This window comes from Enterococcus sp. MSG3299 (genome assembly GCF_050555765.1).
Lineage (GTDB): Bacteria > Bacillota > Bacilli > Lactobacillales > Enterococcaceae > Enterococcus > Enterococcus faecalis.
On the sequence record NZ_CP187869.1, the window covers coordinates 2,555,984 to 2,573,990 of the forward strand.

General features: G+C 40.6%; 17 protein-coding genes. 1 reads left to right on the forward strand and 16 read right to left on the reverse strand.

The features are described 5' to 3' along the window. Positions 1 to 108: 108 nt before the first annotated feature. The 5 genes from acpP to IGL23_RS12590 all read right to left on the reverse strand — a co-directional run bounded on the left by acpP (position 109) and on the right by IGL23_RS12590 (position 5,862). Complete coding sequence (gene acpP, locus IGL23_RS12570) at positions 109 to 348, reverse strand: acyl carrier protein (protein WP_002354939.1); 240 nt, start codon at positions 346 to 348, stop codon at positions 109 to 111. Between the two features lie 136 nt (positions 349 to 484). Next, on the reverse strand, positions 485 to 1,486 hold the full coding sequence (gene plsX / locus IGL23_RS12575) for a phosphate acyltransferase PlsX (RefSeq protein ID WP_002354938.1): 1,002 nt from the start codon (positions 1,484 to 1,486) through the stop codon (positions 485 to 487). 102 nt (positions 1,487 to 1,588) lie between these two features. After that, positions 1,589 to 3,625, reverse strand: a complete 2,037-nt coding sequence (recG, locus tag IGL23_RS12580; protein ID WP_002359051.1) for an ATP-dependent DNA helicase RecG — start codon at positions 3,623 to 3,625, stop codon at positions 1,589 to 1,591. A 115-nt stretch (positions 3,626 to 3,740) separates the two neighbouring features. After that, complete coding sequence (locus tag IGL23_RS12585; protein WP_002354936.1) at positions 3,741 to 5,417, reverse strand: DAK2 domain-containing protein; 1,677 nt, start codon at positions 5,415 to 5,417, stop codon at positions 3,741 to 3,743. An 82-nt stretch (positions 5,418 to 5,499) separates the two neighbouring features. After that, complete coding sequence (locus IGL23_RS12590; protein WP_002354933.1) at positions 5,500 to 5,862, reverse strand: Asp23/Gls24 family envelope stress response protein; 363 nt, start codon at positions 5,860 to 5,862, stop codon at positions 5,500 to 5,502. A gap of 273 nt (positions 5,863 to 6,135) precedes the next feature. Here IGL23_RS12590 and rpmB point away from each other — a divergent pair, with 273 nt between their 5' ends. Continuing rightward, positions 6,136 to 6,324, forward strand: a complete 189-nt coding sequence (rpmB, locus tag IGL23_RS12595) for a 50S ribosomal protein L28 (protein ID WP_002354928.1) — start codon at positions 6,136 to 6,138, stop codon at positions 6,322 to 6,324. Between the two features lie 102 nt (positions 6,325 to 6,426). Here rpmB and IGL23_RS12600 read toward each other — a convergent pair whose 3' ends face one another. From IGL23_RS12600 to rpoZ, 11 genes are all read right to left on the reverse strand, one after another. Continuing rightward, on the reverse strand, positions 6,427 to 7,071 hold the full coding sequence (locus tag IGL23_RS12600) for a thiamine diphosphokinase (protein WP_002361010.1): 645 nt from the start codon (positions 7,069 to 7,071) through the stop codon (positions 6,427 to 6,429). Then, on the reverse strand, positions 7,068 to 7,721 hold the full coding sequence (gene rpe / locus IGL23_RS12605) for a ribulose-phosphate 3-epimerase (RefSeq protein ID WP_002354925.1): 654 nt from the start codon (positions 7,719 to 7,721) through the stop codon (positions 7,068 to 7,070). The genes IGL23_RS12600 and rpe overlap by 4 nt, the downstream gene beginning before the upstream one ends. Positions 7,722 to 7,744: 23 nt before the next feature. Next, positions 7,745 to 8,638, reverse strand: a complete 894-nt coding sequence (gene rsgA, locus IGL23_RS12610) for a ribosome small subunit-dependent GTPase A (protein ID WP_002359046.1) — start codon at positions 8,636 to 8,638, stop codon at positions 7,745 to 7,747. Between the two features lie 248 nt (positions 8,639 to 8,886). Further along, positions 8,887 to 11,043 (reverse strand): serine/threonine protein kinase IreK, encoded by a 2,157-nt coding sequence (gene ireK, locus IGL23_RS12615; protein WP_033594396.1) that lies wholly within the window; start codon positions 11,041 to 11,043, stop codon positions 8,887 to 8,889. Then, positions 11,040 to 11,789 (reverse strand): Stp1/IreP family PP2C-type Ser/Thr phosphatase, encoded by a 750-nt coding sequence (locus IGL23_RS12620; protein ID WP_002354922.1) that lies wholly within the window; start codon positions 11,787 to 11,789, stop codon positions 11,040 to 11,042. The genes ireK and IGL23_RS12620 overlap by 4 nt, the downstream gene beginning before the upstream one ends. 1 nt (position 11,790) lies before the next feature. Then, positions 11,791 to 13,170 (reverse strand): 16S rRNA (cytosine(967)-C(5))-methyltransferase RsmB, encoded by a 1,380-nt coding sequence (gene rsmB, locus IGL23_RS12625; RefSeq protein ID WP_002354921.1) that lies wholly within the window; start codon positions 13,168 to 13,170, stop codon positions 11,791 to 11,793. 5 nt (positions 13,171 to 13,175) lie between these two features. Continuing rightward, a complete protein-coding gene (gene fmt, locus IGL23_RS12630; RefSeq protein ID WP_002398166.1) occupies positions 13,176 to 14,117 on the reverse strand; it encodes a methionyl-tRNA formyltransferase in 942 nt (313 codons plus the stop codon). Continuing rightward, entirely contained in the window at positions 14,110 to 14,604 is a 495-nt protein-coding gene (def, locus tag IGL23_RS12635) for a peptide deformylase (RefSeq protein WP_002371656.1), read from the reverse strand. Before def ends, fmt begins: the two co-directional genes overlap by 8 nt. A 26-nt stretch (positions 14,605 to 14,630) precedes the next feature. Next, positions 14,631 to 17,063, reverse strand: a complete 2,433-nt coding sequence (priA, locus tag IGL23_RS12640) for a primosomal protein N' (RefSeq protein ID WP_002368450.1) — start codon at positions 17,061 to 17,063, stop codon at positions 14,631 to 14,633. A 345-nt stretch (positions 17,064 to 17,408) separates the two neighbouring features. Then, positions 17,409 to 17,555: a putative holin-like toxin gene (locus tag IGL23_RS12645; protein ID WP_010824015.1), complete on the reverse strand. Its 147-nt coding sequence runs from the start codon at positions 17,553 to 17,555 to the stop codon at positions 17,409 to 17,411. A 148-nt stretch (positions 17,556 to 17,703) separates the two neighbouring features. Continuing rightward, positions 17,704 to 18,006: a DNA-directed RNA polymerase subunit omega gene (gene rpoZ, locus IGL23_RS12650; protein WP_002354916.1), complete on the reverse strand. Its 303-nt coding sequence runs from the start codon at positions 18,004 to 18,006 to the stop codon at positions 17,704 to 17,706. Between the last annotated feature and the right edge of the window lies 1 nt (position 18,007).

The following is an 18,007-nucleotide window of genomic DNA, read 5'->3' on the forward strand; positions in this document are numbered from 1 at the left end:
TTTACAAAAATATGTGTAAAAATAGCCTTATTGCTTAATAAAATAACCATTATGTACGCAAAAAAAGTCGATCAACACGAATGTCAATCGACTTTGTCTTATTATTTTTTATGAATTACTCACAATATAATCTACAGCGGCACCAACTGTTTCAATTTTTTCTGCATCTTCATCTGAAATCTCTGTTCCAAATTCATCTTCAAGTTCTAAAACAAACTCCATTACGCTAATTGAGTCAGCGTTCAAATCATCTTTAATGTTTAATTGATCTGTTACTTGATCCGCTTCAATATCAAAGTGGTTTGAGATAATCTTCGCTACTTTTTGAAGTACTTCTTCACGAGTCAACTGTATTCACCTCCACTGCTTTTGAAAAAAGGTTCTTTCTTTTACTAAAACGCTAAGATACATTGTACTCACAATTTGGGTATTTGTCCATCTTTTTTTCATTTGAGTAACAAACTGATGTCAAGACAATTGCAAATTACTCTGCTTTGCCTTCATAATATTCCACTAATTGTGGGACAACTTGGGTTTCTAACATTGTATGAATTTGACGAATGGTGTAGCGGACGGCATCAGGACCCGTGGCCCCATGCGTTTTAATGACTGGCGCTTTTAAGCCAAATAAAACCGCTCCCCCATGTTTTGAGTAGTCCATTTCGTCTTTCATGCCACGCAACGCATTCTTTAATAATAAGGCGCCCATTTTTCCTTTGACACCTTCAGAAAGAATCGCTGTTTTCAGCAAGCTCATCATGTTCATAGCTGTGCCTTCGATGGATTTTAAAACGGCATTTCCTGTGAAGCCATCTGTCACCACCACGTCAGCTACGCCATTTAATAATTCTCGTGCTTCAACGTTTCCGACAAAATTAATCGTTTCATCTGCTGCTAACAATTCGAAGGCTTTTTTCGTTAATTCACTGCCCTTTGTTTCCTCAGTTCCGTTATTTAATAGACCGACACGAGGATTCTGAACGTTCCGAACTTTTTCAGCATAGAATGAACCTAAAACGGCATACTGAACCAAATGTTCTGGTTTATTGTCTGCATTGGCTCCTAAATCTAACATGTCAAACCCTTTGTCTGGTTCTCCCATGACAGGTAAAGTTGACATCAAACCGGGACGTTCCACATTTTTGATGCGGCCGACAATGAACAGACCCGCTGCTAATAGCGCTCCGGTGTTGCCTGCAGAAAAAATCGCATCGGCTTCCCCATTTTTAACTGCTTGCGCTGCTAAAACCATGGAAGCAGTTTTCTTACGACGGATTGCTTTAACTGGCTCATCGTCACTAGCAATTTTTTCATCGGTATGAATAATCGTAATGTTTTTTTCATCGGTGATGTATTTTTTTATTTCGGCTTCTTTTCCATATAATTGAAATTCAATGTCTGGGAAGTCTTGTTTGGCTAGCATAACCCCTTCAACAATTGCTTGTGGGGCGTTATCTCCACCCATTGCATCTACAGCAATTTTCATGAGTGATTCCCTCCTACTTTTTTGTTTCCTAACAAGTATAACATATTTTTTTCAAAGAAATACGTATTGGCTTTTACTTTCTGGCTTCAAAAATTACCTCTTCTAATCGAAAAATTGGGCCGCCTCATCTTGAGGTTTCACTCGATTGGCTAAGCCTTGATAAGCAGGATATTGCCACCACTCTTTCACTTGCCATAGGGCACTTGCTTCTTGGCGCGCAACTTCTAAAATGTTAAAGTCCGTCACGATATCTCCTACCGCAAATTGAGGCACCCCTGATTGCCGTGCACCGAACACTTCCCCAGGTCCGCGAAGTTCCAAATCACGCTCACTCAAGACAAAACCATTGGTGGTTTCTGTCATGATTTTCATACGCTCAACGCCCATTTCATTTTTCGGATTGGCCACTAAAATACAATAAGATGCACTGGAGCCACGCCCCACACGGCCCCGTAACTGATGTAACTGTGCTAACCCAAACCGGTCCGCATCCATAATTAACATCACCGTGGCATTTGGTACATTCACGCCAACTTCAATAACGGTGGTAGAAACCAGTAATTGTAGCTGATTGTCTTTGAACTCCTGCATAATGTCATCTTTTTCTTGGTTTTTCATTTTACCATGTAGTAATCCCACTTGATATCTTGGGGAATAAAAGCTTTGCATATGTTCAAAAATTTCTGTTGCATTTTTCACATCTAAGGCTTCCGATTCTTCAATCAAGGGGCAAATAATATAGGCTTGATGTCCTCGAGCCAGCTCTTTTTCCATCCATTCTAAAACAGTATCTAACTGCGGCGGCCGAATCCAACGTGTTTCGATTGGAATCCGTCCAGCTGGCATTTCATCAATGATTGATACATCCATTTCGCCATAGGCTGTAATGGCCAGCGTTCGAGGAATCGGAGTGGCCGTCATGAATAAAACATCTGGTTTTAAGCCTTTTTCTCTTAATATTTTTCTCTGGTTCACACCAAAACGATGTTGCTCATCGGTGATTACCAAACCTAATTGATGGAAACTGACATCTTGTTGTATCAAAGCATGGGTCCCTACCACAATGTCAATCTCGCCATTGGCCAGTTCTTCGAGGATTAGACGACGTTCTTTCGTTTTGGTGGAACCTGTTAATAAGGCCGTTCGAACTTCTAACGGATCAAACAACTGCTGTAAGCTTTCCATGTGTTGCTGCGCTAAAATTTCAGTCGGAACCATCAACGCTCCTTGAAAGCCAGCGGTCATGGTGGCGTATAGCGCAATCGCAGCCACTACCGTTTTCCCACTCCCCACGTCACCTTGAAGCAATCGTTGCATATGCTTCGGACTTCGCAAGTCTCGACAAATTTCATTGGTCACTTTTTTTTGGGCGCCTGTCAATTCAAAAGGCAGTCCTTGGGTGAACGTTTTTAAGCGATCCACGTCATATTGAATAGCTAAACCATTTTTTTCCGCTTTTTCTTGTTTCTTCAATCCTTGCATTTTAAGTTGGAAAAGGAAAAACTCTTCAAAGACTACTCGTCGTTTAGCTTGATGGCTTTCTTCTGGATTACTGGGAAAATGCATCGCCCACATTGCTTCTTTTCTAGGCATCAAGCGGTACTTTTCTAATAAATCATTCGGTAAAATCTCTTCAACCAGTGAACCATACTCTTCAAAAGCAGTGCGGATTAACTGAACCAACGTGCTTTGGCGGACTTTTTTATTCACATGATAAATGGGGGCGAAATCTTCATTGTCTCCTTTAGAAGCTAAGATTTTCATGCCATTTAATGATTTTCTCTTGGCATCCCATTTGCCATAAACAGCAATTTCTTCGGAAAGAACTACTTTGTCTTTTAAAAAAGGTTGATTGAAGAAGGAAACATTAATGACCGCATGTTCTTGCATCATTCGAAACGTTAACCGGCTCTTCTTATAACCGTACCGACTAACGACTGCTTCCGAAACCACTAGCCCTTTTAGCGTAACTTTTTCCTGATCCTGAATCTCGCTTAAATCCTTTTCTTGGATATCATCGTAGCGGAAGGGATAATACGTCAATAAGTCTTCAATTGTAGCAATCCCCAGTTCTTGTAAATTTTCAGCACGTTTTGGACCAACACCGGGTAATACGCTGACTAAATCTGTGATGTCCATAAAATCCCCTCCTCATTAATATACGCAAAAAAATGGATCATTCATTAAATAGGCTGGTTCATTAGCCCTAACTAATGAACCAGCCTATTCGTTTTTATTTTTTCATCACGAAAACCTATTCTGCTGAGAATAAGTATGGATACACAGGTTGTCCACCTTCATGAAGTTCTGTTTCTAGTTCATCGTTTTCAGAAACTAAAATAGCGATTAGCTTTTCAGCTTCTTCAACCGAACCATCTTCGCCGACAATAATTGTCACGATTTCAGTGTCTTCATCGATCATGCGGTTCAACGTGTCTAATGATGCATTAAAACGATCTGCTTCAGAAACGACGATTTTACCATCAATCATTCCTAAGAAGTCATCTTTTTTAATTTCAACGTCATCAATGGTTGTGTCACGAACAGCTGTGGTTACTTGACCACTCACAACGCTGTCTAACATTTCCGTCATACTTGCTTTGTTTTCTTCTAATGATTGTTGATCATTGAAAGCTAACATTGCTGTCATTCCTTGAGAAATGGTTTTAGATGGAACAACCGCTACTGGTACATCGGCAACTTCTGCTGCTTGATCAGCCGCCATAAAGATGTTTTTGTTGTTTGGTAAAATAATGACTTGCTCTGCATTCACTTCTTTGACTGCTTTTAAAATATCTTCCGTACTTGGGTTCATTGTTTGGCCACCACTAATAATATAGCTTGCACCTAAACTTCGGAATAATTCTTGAACGCCTTCACCGGCTGCAATAGCAATCACAGCAAACGGTACGCGAACTTTTTCAGTCAACGCTTCTTGCTGAGCATCGCGTTCAACTAACGTTTCATGTTGTAAACGCATATTGTCTACTTTTATTTTTACTAACGAACCAAATTTTTGGCCGTAGTTCATCACTTCACCTGGATGCTCAGTGTGTACGTGAACTTTGATAATTTCGTCATCGTTAACGACTAATAGAGAATCGCCTAGTTCATTTAAGTAGTTTCTGAATGTTTCATAATCAAAAGCGCTGTCCACGGTTGGGCCTTCGCCGATACGAACCATAATTTCTGTACAATAGCCAAATTTAATGTCTTCTGTCGCAACGTGGCCACTAACACCACGGTGATGTTCAGCATTAACCATTTCGTCCATTTCGGCAGGACTTGGTTCATACGTTTCAGTTGGTAAAAATTCACCACTAAGCGCTTCTAAAAATCCTTCATAGATAAATAGTAGTCCTTGACCCCCACTATCTACAACGCCGACTTCTTTTAGGACAGGTAATAAATCAGGTGTTTTCGCTAAGGCACGTTTAGCGCCTGCTACAACAGCTGTCATAACTTCGATACAGTCATCTGTTTCTTTCGCTTTACGTTCACCAGAACGCGCCGCTTCACGAGAAACAGTTAAGATTGTTCCTTCAACGGGTTTCATCACTGCTTTATACGCTGTTTCTACACCATGTGTAAAGGCAGCGGCCAAGTCTTTGGCATTTAATGTTGTAACCTCAGGAATTTGTTTTGAGAAGCCTCGGAATAATTGAGATAAAATAACCCCAGAGTTTCCACGAGCACCCATTAATAACCCTTTGGATAACGCACCTGCTAATTCTCCTACTTTTTCAGAGCGAGAATCGGCCACAGCCTTTGCACCACTGGTCATTGATAAGTTCATATTTGTTCCTGTATCACCATCGGGTACAGGGAAAACGTTTAATGAGTTGACATATTCTGCATTTGTGTGCAGACGAGTCGCACCTGCCTGGACCATTTCCTGGAACTGACCTGCGCTGATTTCTGTTACATTCACCTAAAAAATCCTCCTTCAGATTTACCGCTAACGGCAACACACGACTTCCTTGTGCAATTGCATCGTTGACAGTACACTACCTCTAATCCGGTAATACACGAACTCCTTGAACAAAAACGTTAACTGAATTCGCAGTGACACCTAATAATGTTTCAAGATTATATTTTACTTTTTCTTGGACGTTACGAGAAACTTCAGAAATTTTTGTACCATAACTAACAATCGTGTAGACATCCACTGCGATTCCGTTGTCTTCTTGACGAACAACGACACCACGTGAGTAATTCTCACGACGTAAAATATCGTTTAAGTTATCTTTAATTTGATTTTTGCTTGCCATTCCGACAATTCCGTAAATATCTGTCGCAGCTCCGCCAACTACTGTAGCGATCACATCATTGGTAATCTCAATGGTACCTGCGGGTGTTTGAATTTTTACAGCCATTGATGAAAGCCTCCTTATAAGAGCACATTCGCCCTATTTTCTTCCATAACATTTTATCATATCCAGCCTTTAATTAAAAGGAAGTTCGTCAGATATTTTCATTCTTCCACTTCTAAGTGAACATTCTAGCAAGATTTCAATTTACTCTTTTTGATTGCTAAAGTCAAATCATAGAAAAAAATCTTCTTGCAAATCAGTGCCTAATATGATAAATTAAGTTAGTATGAGCTGAATATTATCGCTCCAAGATCAAGGCAAAGGAGGAAACTTAAAATGGCAAAAGTATGTTACTTCACTGGTCGTAAGACTTCAAGTGGTAATAACCGTTCACATGCGATGAACTCAACAAAACGCACTGTGAAACCTAACTTACAAAAAGTTCGCGTATTAATCGATGGTAAACCTAAAAAAGTTTGGGTGTCAACTCGTGCTTTGAAATCTGGTAAAATCGAACGTGTTTAATAAACTTAAATAAGCAAAGCTGGACGTTCGTTGTTCGGCTTTTTTTATTGCATAAAAAAAGAGGCTGGACCTTCATCGCATTGATGAAGGTCCAACCTCTTTTTACTTGTCTTTACTTTGAATAACCGCAATCATCCCTGCATCGAAGGAAAAAGCAGCGGCTTCTTCGATAAATTCATTACTTGCATACGATGTTGGGTAAGGAACATCTTGATTGGTTAATAAATATTTACTGCGTCGTAGCGTCAAGTTTTCTACAGGCGTCAAACAGCAGTATGCCAGATATTCTTTATCTGGCTCTTTTGGTACGATATACGAACCAGGGGCGTAATACTGGATGCTATTTTGACGATCGCATAGACGGATTTGACGAAGTACGCCTTGAAATCGTGGTTCAAAGGGTAACCAAAGATTGGCTAACAGGTGGTCAATTCTGCCCCCTGTCGCACCGATAATCGTCATCTCTGCTTGTGGAAATCGTTGTAAAGCTTCTTGAAGCGCTAATTGTGTATCTGTATCATCTTTTTCAGCAGGTGCTTGGATGAGTGTTTCGGCAGTTTCTTGGACAAAATGGTATTCTTCTCGTGATAATGAATCAAAATCGCCCACCGCTAATTGTAACGGTAAATCGGCCTCTAATAAATGGAGACAGCCGCGATCAATACCTACGAAATAATCATACGTAGCTGGTTCAATGGTTGGCCAATCACTTGGATTGCCGCCAGCTACCAGTAAGACACGACTCATTTGTCTAGCACTGCTCTCAGTGCATCGATTCGTTCTTGAGGATTTTCAGCATTATAAATGTAGGAGCCTGCAACAAACACTTCCGCACCAGCTTCTTTGCAGCGTGCGGCAGTTTCAGGAACAATCCCGCCATCGACTTCAATTTCATAGGTGTATCCTTTTGTTTCTTTCCATTCTTTTAATTGAGCAATTTTTTCTAGTGAGTTTTCAATAAATGATTGTCCGCCAAAGCCTGGATTGACAGTCATTACCAAGACTTGATCTGCCAAATCTAATACATTCTCGATCATCGAAAGTGGTGTCCCTGGATTGATGGTTACGCCAGCTTTCACACCCGCATTTTTAATCATTTGTAAGGCACGATGAATATGGGGTGTTGCTTCTTGATGGACGGTAATAATATCCGCACCGGCTTCCGCAAAGGCATTGATATAATTTTCAGGTTGTACAATCATCAAATGAACATCCAATGGTAGTTTTGTCACTGGACGAATCGCTGAAACGATATTCGGTCCTAAGGTAATGTTGGGCACAAATTGACCGTCCATGACATCAACATGAATATAATCTGCTCCTAATTCTTCTACTAAACGGATATCTCTTTCTAAATTGGCAAAATCGGCACTTAAAATGGATGGTGCTAGTTTCATTTGGCTCGCTCCCTTTATATTTGCTATGATTTTTTCTTATAAACAGGTCGTCGATTCTCGATTTCCATTAAAAACTGTAAATAATTTTCGTAACGACTCGTCGCAATGGTTCCCGCTTCCACTTGACGTTTCACTTCACAACCAGGTTCTTTGTGGTGCATACATTCACGAAACTTACAGTGAGAGGCCGCGGCAACAAATTCAGGAAATTGCTTTGGTAATTCCACTGCTTCCATCTCCAAGAAATCGATGGCACTAAATCCTGGTGTATCAGCAACCAAACCGTCGTATAACGGAATCAATTCCACGTGACGGGTCGTATGTTTGCCCCGTCCTAAAGATTGGGAAATTTCCGCAGTTGCTAGTTGTAATTCTGGTGAAATTTGATTCAACAATGTTGATTTTCCAGCGCCTGATTGTCCCATAAAAACAGTCAACCGTTCTGGGAAAAAGCGTTCTAATTCTTTGGTGGCTTCTACGTCTTCCGAAGCGATTACCGCATAACCTAACGCTTCATAAATCTGTTTAATTTCAGTGACTTCTTGACGTTGCGGCTCATCTAATAGATCAACTTTCGTTAAATAAATAACTGGTTCTATATCCTTATACTCTAAGCTGACTAAGAAACGATCCAACAAATTAAACGAAAAATTTGGCGAAACCATACTCATGACAACCACACCTAGATCCACATTTGCAACAGGCGGGCGCACTAATTCATTTCGTCTTGGTAAAATTTCCAACACATAACCATCTGTTAAATTATCGCTTTCAAAAAGTACTTCATCTCCCACGAGTGGCGTAATTTTTCGATTACGAAAATTCCCTCGCGCTCTTGTTTGATATGTTTCTCCATCTGCGTATACATAATAAAAACCGCTTAACGCTTTTCTGATTTGACCTTTCAGATAAACCACTCCTAACTACTTTCGAATATACAGGATAGTGGCAGAGAAATCAAGGGAGCCTCTCGATTCTATTAATTAAAAAGAGCCTAGGACATAAGTCGAAATGACTTACCTTCCTAGACCTAAATCTTAAGATAAATGGCGAGACAGGAGCAGCTTCTTCTTATTGCTGAGAAACACTATTTGAAAAGCAAATAGATGTTAAACAGTACCTACTTGGTTCTTGAAGCTAAACACTCCTGTCCCAACCTCTTGTCTTAATTACTCGTACTACTTTCACTAGTGGTGCTTTTTGAATCATTTGCTTTTGAATAATAAACTGTAACAGAGTCGCCTTTTTTGACTTTGCTGCCAGCGGATGGGCTAGTTCGTTCAACGACTTGGCCATCGCCAGAGCCAGATAATCCTTGTTCATTGATTTTAAGGCCAGCGTTATTGATGCTGTCTTCTGCAGCTTTTGGCGAATAACCTGAAATATCAGGAACAGTTACTGAGTCACTGCCTTTGCTGACATGTAAAGTAATCGTGTCATTTTTCGGATCAACAGCGGTACCAGAAGCTGGTTCTTGACTAATCACGGTATCTTTTTCAACTTTGTCGTTTTCTTCGTCCACTCGTTTAATTTGAGATTCTGGGATACCTAAAGCAATTAAGCGACTTACCGCATTATCGTAAGAAATTCCGCTATAATCAGAAAGTGTCACTTTGTCGCTACCTTTACTTACATATAACGTCACTTGGCCATTTTTAGGTGTCACGGTGCCACCTGGTGCGGGGTCTTGCGTAATGACTAAACCTGGTTCTACCGTATCGCTTGCTTGGTCGACACGCGTAATTTGAGAGTCAGAAATGCCTAATTGTGCCAGTGCATTTACTGCATTTTCGTAAGAATAACCGGCGTAACTAGGCAAAGTAACCGTTTCTGGTCCTTGACTGACCGTTAAAGTGACGTTGTCTTTTTTCGGATCAACTTTTTTACCTGCAGCTGGTTTTTGTTTAATAATGCTATCCGTAGACACAGAATCACTGTATTCTTTTTTCGTTGTAATTTGGTCTTCTGAAAACCCTAGTTTTTTCAAGGCTTCGACAGCAGATTCATACGATTCCTTTGTATAATCGGCCATCTCAATTTTTTCTGTTCCAGAGCTGATATATAAAGTAACAGATCGGCCTTTTTTCACAGATGATTTTGCTTCGGGGTCTGTTTTGACCACCTTGCCTTCTTCAATCTTATCGTCGGGAATTTTTTTGGTTTCACTATCGACTTTCAGCCCGGCACTTTGTAGCGCTTGTGAAGCGTCCGCTTTCGTTTCATTTGTAACATCAGGAACTTCAACGTCTTTACCGCCCGACATTGCAAAGGCTAAGCCACCTATTGCTAAAGCAATTAATGCCGCAATTGCTAAGCCAATCCACAATTTTTTACGGTTTTTCTTCGGCGGTTGTTCAGCTAAAATGTCATCTGCGATATCTTCTGGGACTTCGACAGGCGTTGTCTCTTCCGGTTCAGCGATGTCTTCGGGAATCGGAGTTAATACTTTCGTTTCTCCTAATAAAGCCGTTGGTTCCCACGCAGGTTCGTTTAAACGACTGGCTGACAAGGACGTGTATAAGTCTTCTGCCATCTCATTCGCTGTTTTGTAGCGATCGCTTGGGTCTTTTGCGGTTGCATGACGAACCACATTTTCCAATGATTGAGGAATCCCTGGATCAAACATTTTGACAGAGGGAATTTCTTCTTGAAAATGTTTTAAGGCAATCGTTACGGCTGATTCACCATCAAAAGGTACATTCCCTGTTAGCATTTCATAGAGAATAATTCCCACAGCGTAAATATCTGATTGGTTGGTCGCCATGCTTCCGCGCGCTTGTTCTGGCGATAAGTAATGCACCGAACCTAACATTGTGTTCGTTTGCGTAATTGACGTTTCTGACAAGGCAATCGCAATCCCAAAGTCAGTAATTTTGACTGTGCCGTGTTCGTCAATCAGAATGTTTTGCGGTTTTAAATCCCGGTGAATAATTCTATGTTCATGTGCCATTGCGACAGCAGATAAAATTTGTTGCGTAATATCCACAACTGTGGAATAAGGAATTGGAAAATGCGTTTGGATGTAACGTTTTAAGTCCATTCCTTTCACATATTCCATGACTAAATATTGTAGTCCATCTTCTTCGCCTACATCGTACACACTGACGATATTCGGGTGAACCAGCTCAGTTGCGGCTAGTGCTTCACGCTGAAAACGTCGGATGGCGGCTTGATCGTTTTGGAAGTCAAAGCGCAAGACTTTTACTGCAACGTCTCGGTCTAAAATTAAATCGTGTGCTAAATAGACGTTGGCCATGCCGCCGCTTCCGATGCTGCCAATAATGTGATATCGACCATTCAGCTTCTTGCCGATTTCTATCATTGGTTTTCCTCCTTCTGTTCGTCAAAGTGTATCACTAACACGGTAATGTTATCTAAACCACCCGCTTCATTTGCTTGGGCAACGAGTTGGCTTAATTTGGATTCTAAGGGATCTGACGTCTCTAAAATTTCTAAAATTTTTGTCTCAGGAACCATATTGGTTAAACCGTCCGAACATAACAGTAAATAGTCATTAGGCAGCCATTCATGATTGGTTACATCGACTTCGACAGTGCCAGGCATTCCCAAAGAACGTGTTAGGACATTTTTTCGTGGATGATTTGCAGCCATCTCACGAGTAATCTCCCCTGATTTTACTAGTTCATTCACTAAAGAATGATCTTCTGTTAATTGTAACATGTGTTGGTCACGAACTAAATAAGCACGACTGTCCCCCACATTTGCTAAGACAAATGAATCCGGTAAAAGGATGGCACCAACCACGGTTGTCCCCATTCCTAAATACTCTGGTTTCGATTGTCCGCGTTCATAAATTTTTTCATTTTCCTTTTGAATTGCTTGAATTAACCACTGTGCAGATTTTTCAGCTGAGTCGACAGACGCATTGGACCAACTCTCACCTAAATTATTGACTGCCATTTGGCTAGCGACATCACCTGCTTGGTGACCACCCATGCCATCTGCTAAAACAGCAAAGGTTATGTGTTGTTGGTTCTCAAAAACGTTGGCATAATCTTGGTTCGTATTTCTTTTGCGACCGACATCTGATTGAACGTTGATTTCCAAATTATTTCACCTCATTTGAACTAACTTTCCGCATACAGCAAATAAAGAAGCCATCTGTCATGTATTGATGGGGATACAGAACCAGTTCTTGCTCTTTTACTACTGCTTGGACGTTTTCATTTGCAACAATTTCAATTTTTTCAAATTCAGGGTGTTTGGCTAAAAAGGCTGCCACCACTTCCTGATTTTCTTCTGGCGTAATAGTACAAGTGCTATAGACCATTATACCCCATTGTTTTAGTGTTGGGGCAACACTTTCTAAGATTTCTAACTGAATTTTAGGTAAATTTTGAAAATCATTGGCCGTTTTATGGTATTTAATGTCTGGTTTACGGCGCATCAGCCCTAAGCCTGAACATGGCGCATCAACTAAAATCCGATCAAAGGTTTCTGCGGGAAATTCTTCGGCCACTTGTCGCGCATCAAGCTTTTCTGCTTGGACGACATCCGCCACATGGAGGCGTTGCGCATTTTCATTAATTAGCTTAATTTTGTGCGCATGAATATCTAAAGAAGTCACACGACCACCTGCTTCAGCCTCTAAAAAAGTTGCGATATGAGTCGTTTTGCCACCAGGAGCCGCACAAGCATCCAAGACACGATGATGCGGTTCAATTTGCATCGCTGGAGCCACGAGCATAGAGCTTTCATCTTGAATGGTTAAACAACCGTTAATAAACAGTTCACTACCAGCTAAGTAGCCTTTTTCAGCGACAACACCATAAGGGGAAAGTTGACTTTCCTTCGCGGCAATCCCTGTTTCTTGTAATTCTTCCAGCGCTTCTTCTCGTGAAATAAACCGTGTGTTTACGCGGCCACTCGCATGGCTTTTTTCAAATAACGACAAACCCAACTGCCGTGTTTCTTCTTCGCCTAATTGGGCAAGTAATTTTTCTGTTAACCAACGTGGCATGCTAATTTCCGTTGCTAAACGATCAACTGGATCGCTAATTGCGGCCAAACTAGGTGCTCCATTTCGTTGGAACGCCCGCAGCACGCCATTCACGAATTTACCAATCCCAGGATTGCCACGACGTTTGCCAATTTCAACCGCTTCATTAATGACTGCATGATCAGGCACTTTATCTAAATAAAGTAATTGATATAACGATAAAATCAATAAATTTTTCACCCAATTATCGACTTTTTGCGGTTTCTTAACAAATGGTGTTAAGTAGTATTCCAACAATAATTTGCGACTAATTGTGCCGTAGACAAGTTCTGTAAACAAGCGGCCATCTTTCTCGCTTAGTTCTGATTTTGTCATCATTTCATTAAGTAAAAGATTGGAGTACGCCCCACCTTTATCCACACGTTCGATGGTTTCTAAAGCAACGTATCGAACAGAACGTTTTAATTTCTTGGGGATTTTTTCAGCCATTTTTGTTAGTCCACCTTATCTTTTTCTGCGACATTTTGACCAACGCCATTTAAAAATTCTTGAATCGTTAATTGACCTTTACCTGCTGGTTGCAGGCGATCAATTTGAAGGACTGTCCCTTCACCACAAGCAATCCATAGCGCTTTTTTACTACGCTGGATAATCGTTCCTGGGGCGCTAGTTGTTGTTTCAGTCAGTGGTGTCACTGCCCAAATTTTCCAGTTGGTCCCTTGATAGGTTGTGAACGCTGTTGGCCAAGGACGCATACCACGCACTTGGTTATCAATTGCCTCAGCAGTTTTTTGCCAGTCAATTCGTTCTTGTTCTCGGGTAATATTTGGTGAAAAAGTAGCCTCTTCTTCCACTTGTGGAATAGGCGTGATTTCGCCAGCAATTAGCTTGGGTAACGTTTCTAATAAAAGTTCTTTTCCTAGAATGCTTAATTTTTCAAACATGGTGCCTACATCGTCTTGTTTCGTAATCGGAATTGCACGTTGCGCTAAAATCGCGCCAGCATCCATTTTTTTCACCATTTCCATAATCGTGACGCCTGTTTCTTTTTCTCCTTCAATAATCGAGTAATGTACAGGTGCGCCGCCACGATATTTTGGTAAAAGTGAGGCATGGACATTAATCGCACCTAGTTTGGGCGCTTTTAAAATTTTCTCTGGTAAAAATTGTCCAAAGGCTGCTGTCACAATTACATCTGGTGCTAAGTCAATCACTTTTTCCATTTCAGGAGAACCTGAAATTTTCTCTGGTTGTAAGACTAATAAGTTATGTTTTAAAGCTGCTTCTTTGACAGGCGTTGGGGTAATCACTTTTTTTCGGCCAACTGGTCGATCTGGTTGCGTGACAACCGCTTGAACGTCATAGCCTGCCTCGATTAAACTTTCTAAAATCGGAACAGAAAAGGCTGGTGTGCCCATAAATACAATTTTAGTCATCAAAATGTTCCTCCATATACGCTTCTAAATCTTCTGGTGCAATTTTCTCAATCATTTTATCGATAAATAACTCGCCGTTCAAATGATCAATTTCGTGTTGAAAAGCTCGAGCTAAATAACCGTAAGCCGTAACTTCCATTTCTTCACCTTCACGGTCAAAATAACGGACAGTCACTTCATCTGCTCGTTCAACGGTTCCATATGTTTCTGGAATACTTAAACAGCCTTCCACATCAATACTGGTTCCCTTTTTTTCAATAATCACTGGATTAATTAGTTCAAAACGACCAGATTCTTCATCAATTTCAATTACTGCCATTTGCAAATTTTTGCCAATTTGCGGGGCTGCTAAGCCAATCCCATCATGGGCCAGCATTGTTTCATACATATCCTCTAGTAACTGCACAATTTCATCGGTAATAATCGTCACAGGTTGAGCCTTCATTTTTAAGTGTTCGTTCGGGTGAATCACAACTGGATAGCGCATAAGTGCTCCTTTCAAAGCTGTATTTTTTAAATAAAATTCATGGGTTCTGCATCAATGGAAAGCTTTAAACCACGAGCCGTTGCTCGTTGTGTATCGGTTAAAATTTCTTTCAATAATGGTTGAAGCATTGGTTCTTGTTTATACTTGATAATCACTTGATAAAAGTATCGATTATTGACACGCATAATTGCGTTAGGCGTTGGTCCCAACAAAATAGCTTGCGGCGATAAGCCTTGTTTTAATTTCGTCGCAATTTGAAACATTTGTTTCGCTGCTTCATTTTCTTCAGGATGGCTAGCCGTAATTTGGACCGTAAAATAGTACGGCGGATAATCCCCACGATGACGGATATACATTTCTTTTGTATAAAAATCTTCATAATCTTGGGCTTTTGCCAATTGTATCGCATAATGCTCGGGGTTAAAAGATTGAATGATGACTTCCCCCGGTTTTTCAGCGCGACCAGCGCGACCGCTGACCTGTGTCAATAACTGGAAGGTCCGTTCACTGGAACGAAAATCGGGTAAATTCAAGGCGGTATCAGCATTTAAGACACCGACTAACGTCACATTTGGAAAGTCCAGTCCTTTGGCAATCATTTGTGTGCCTAATAAGATATCCGCTTGTCCTTCACCAAATGTTCGCAAAATCTTTTCATGCGCACCTTTGCGACGGGTCGTATCAACATCCATTCGGAGAATACGACTGTCTGGTAATAACGTTTGTAATTCTTCTTCTACTTTTTGTGTGCCTGTTCCGTAGTAGCGAATTTTATCTTGGCCACAGTTAGGACAGCGATAAGGAATCCGTTCTTCATGCCCACAATAATGACATTTCATTGTTTTACTATCCATATGCAAAGTCAAGGAAATATCACAATTCGGACACGGCAACACATAGCCACAATCGCGACACATCACAAATGACGAATAGCCACGGCGATTAAGTAGGAGAACACTTTGTTCGTTTTTCTCTAAGCGTTCTTGGAGTTTTTCTTGCAACGACATGGAAAAAGAAGAGACATTGCCATTTTCTACTTCTTGCCGCATATCCACTACATCAATCGTAGGCAAGGTTGCCGCTTGATTGGCACGCTGTGTTAATCGTAACCGCTGATAAACATTTTTTTGTGCGCGAGCGCGTGATTCCAAGGACGGCGTGGCACTACCTAAAACAACAGGGCAATGATGGTACTCCGAACGCCAAATCGCTAAATCTCTCGCGTGGTAGCGGGGGGTTTCTTCTTGTTTATAACTTGCCTCGTGTTCTTCATCAATAATGATCACACCGATGTTTTCGATTGGCGCAAAAATGGCTGAACGCGCGCCAACCACCACTTCCGCTTCTCCTCGTTCGATCTTCCGCCACTCATCGTATTTTTCACCTTGCGATAAGCCACTGTGCATTACAGCAACATGTTCGCCAAAGCGACTTTTAAAGCGTTGCACCATTTGCGGAGTTAAAGAAATTTCAGGGACAAGCATAATGGCTGTTTTGCCTTGGTTAAGAACTTCTGCAATGACCTGTAGATAAACTTCTGTTTTCCCACTTCCTGTAATACCTTCCAATAAGTAGGTTTGGCTTTGCTGTTCTTGGACCGATTGTAAGATTGTTTCCACAGCCACCTGTTGTTCTGCATTCAAAGATAACGCAGTCGTTTTTTCAAACGTCTGATTAGCAAACGGATCACGATACGCTTCTTTTTCAATGAACGTTAACCAGCCGTTTTTGGCCGCTTCATTTAAAAGCGCGGTACTGAAACCTAATTCTTTCATTTCCTTCACAGCGGTGACTTTTTCAGTGCCCAAGCGTTGTAAATAGTAAAGAAGTTGCCCTTTCTTCTTAGCTCCCTTGCGTAACCCCAAACGAATTTCCTCTAGTTGTTCAAATTCCTTAGCGGCTTGAATGAAGCGGACCATTTTGACTTTATTTCTCGTCGTAACTTCGTAGCGAATATCGACTTTTTGCTGTTTACGCAACGCCATTAGTTGAGGCAAAAGCCCACGTTCTTGCGCTTGGTCCCACGAAATTTCCTCTAAACCATAAAATAACTGATCTTGTAATTCTTCAGAAAGCTCATCCGTTAAATAAATATATTTTTGGTAATCGGCACGCATTACGCTAGGCAACATGGTTTGCAAACAAGTGATTTTAAAGGCAAACGTTTTTTCCTTCATATAATCAGCTAAAGCCAACATTTCTGTATTTAAGACAGGTTTTAAATCCAACACCGCCACTAGTTCTTTCAACTGAACATTGGTTTCGTCAAGAACCGTTGCAGCCACTGGTTCAATGGCTAGAACAAACCCTTGAACATGCCGATTACCGTTACCAAAAGGCACTTCTACACGCATGCCGACAGCCAATTGCTCATTTAAATTTTCAGGAACTAAATAAGTGAATGGTTGATCGGTTTGCATCGTTGGTACATCCACAATAACTTTGGCTACTTTTTGCATGGTGCGTCCTCCTTTTTATGTAAATTCTCTTTGCCTATTGTACTAAAGATTGACTGATTTGTCTTGTGTGTCTCGTTGTTGTTAAGCTTAGTTAATTTCCCCTTAAAATATAAAAAGCTAGCTTTCCTAAACAAATGATCTAAGAAAGTAGCTTTTAGTAATCCTCTTAAAATACTTTGAAACTTACACTGCTAACTAGTGTTAGCACTCTACATTTTTTTATGGTATAATCATTTTGAAAGAGAGATGTTGGTCCATCTCTCTAACTGTAGAATCATGACAGTAACTTAGTTTTTACTTAATTAAAAAGAAATAACCAGTTAACCGTTCAAAGTTTATGACTGGTTATTTCTTTTTGTCTTTTTTTAGCAAAGTGACAACCAAACTAATCAACGCAATGGTATATAAACCAAAGTCGAAAATTAGTCCGATTACATCTAATGCGGACAAATACGGCTTTCCCCTTTCATAGATTTTAGTACTTATGCTCATAAGCACCACCACCTTCCAGAAGTAGCCACCGTCATAACTTATCTACAAAAACAGTATACCACAAAAGTCATCCCACAACATTTGCAATCACAAAAAAACAAGCCTTTACTTGAAGAAAGCTTCAATCATAGACTTGTTTTTCATTCAATTAATTTTTTTCGTCACGTAAACGGTTTTCTAATTCTTTTTGTTCTTGTTCACGTTGGCGTTTGCGTTCTTCACGTTCAATGCGTAGACGTTCGCGTTTTTCTTCAGGATTTGGATCACTGATCACTGTTCCTGCTTCGATTTCTTCTAACGCACGACCCACACTTTTTACAGAATCAAAGGATTCAACGGTTGGTTGAACGCCTTCATCTAATTCATGCGCACGTTTGCTTGCTAAAATAACCAAAGAATATTTTGAAGGGACTTCTTTTAACAATGAGTCAATTGACGGTTTTAACATCATA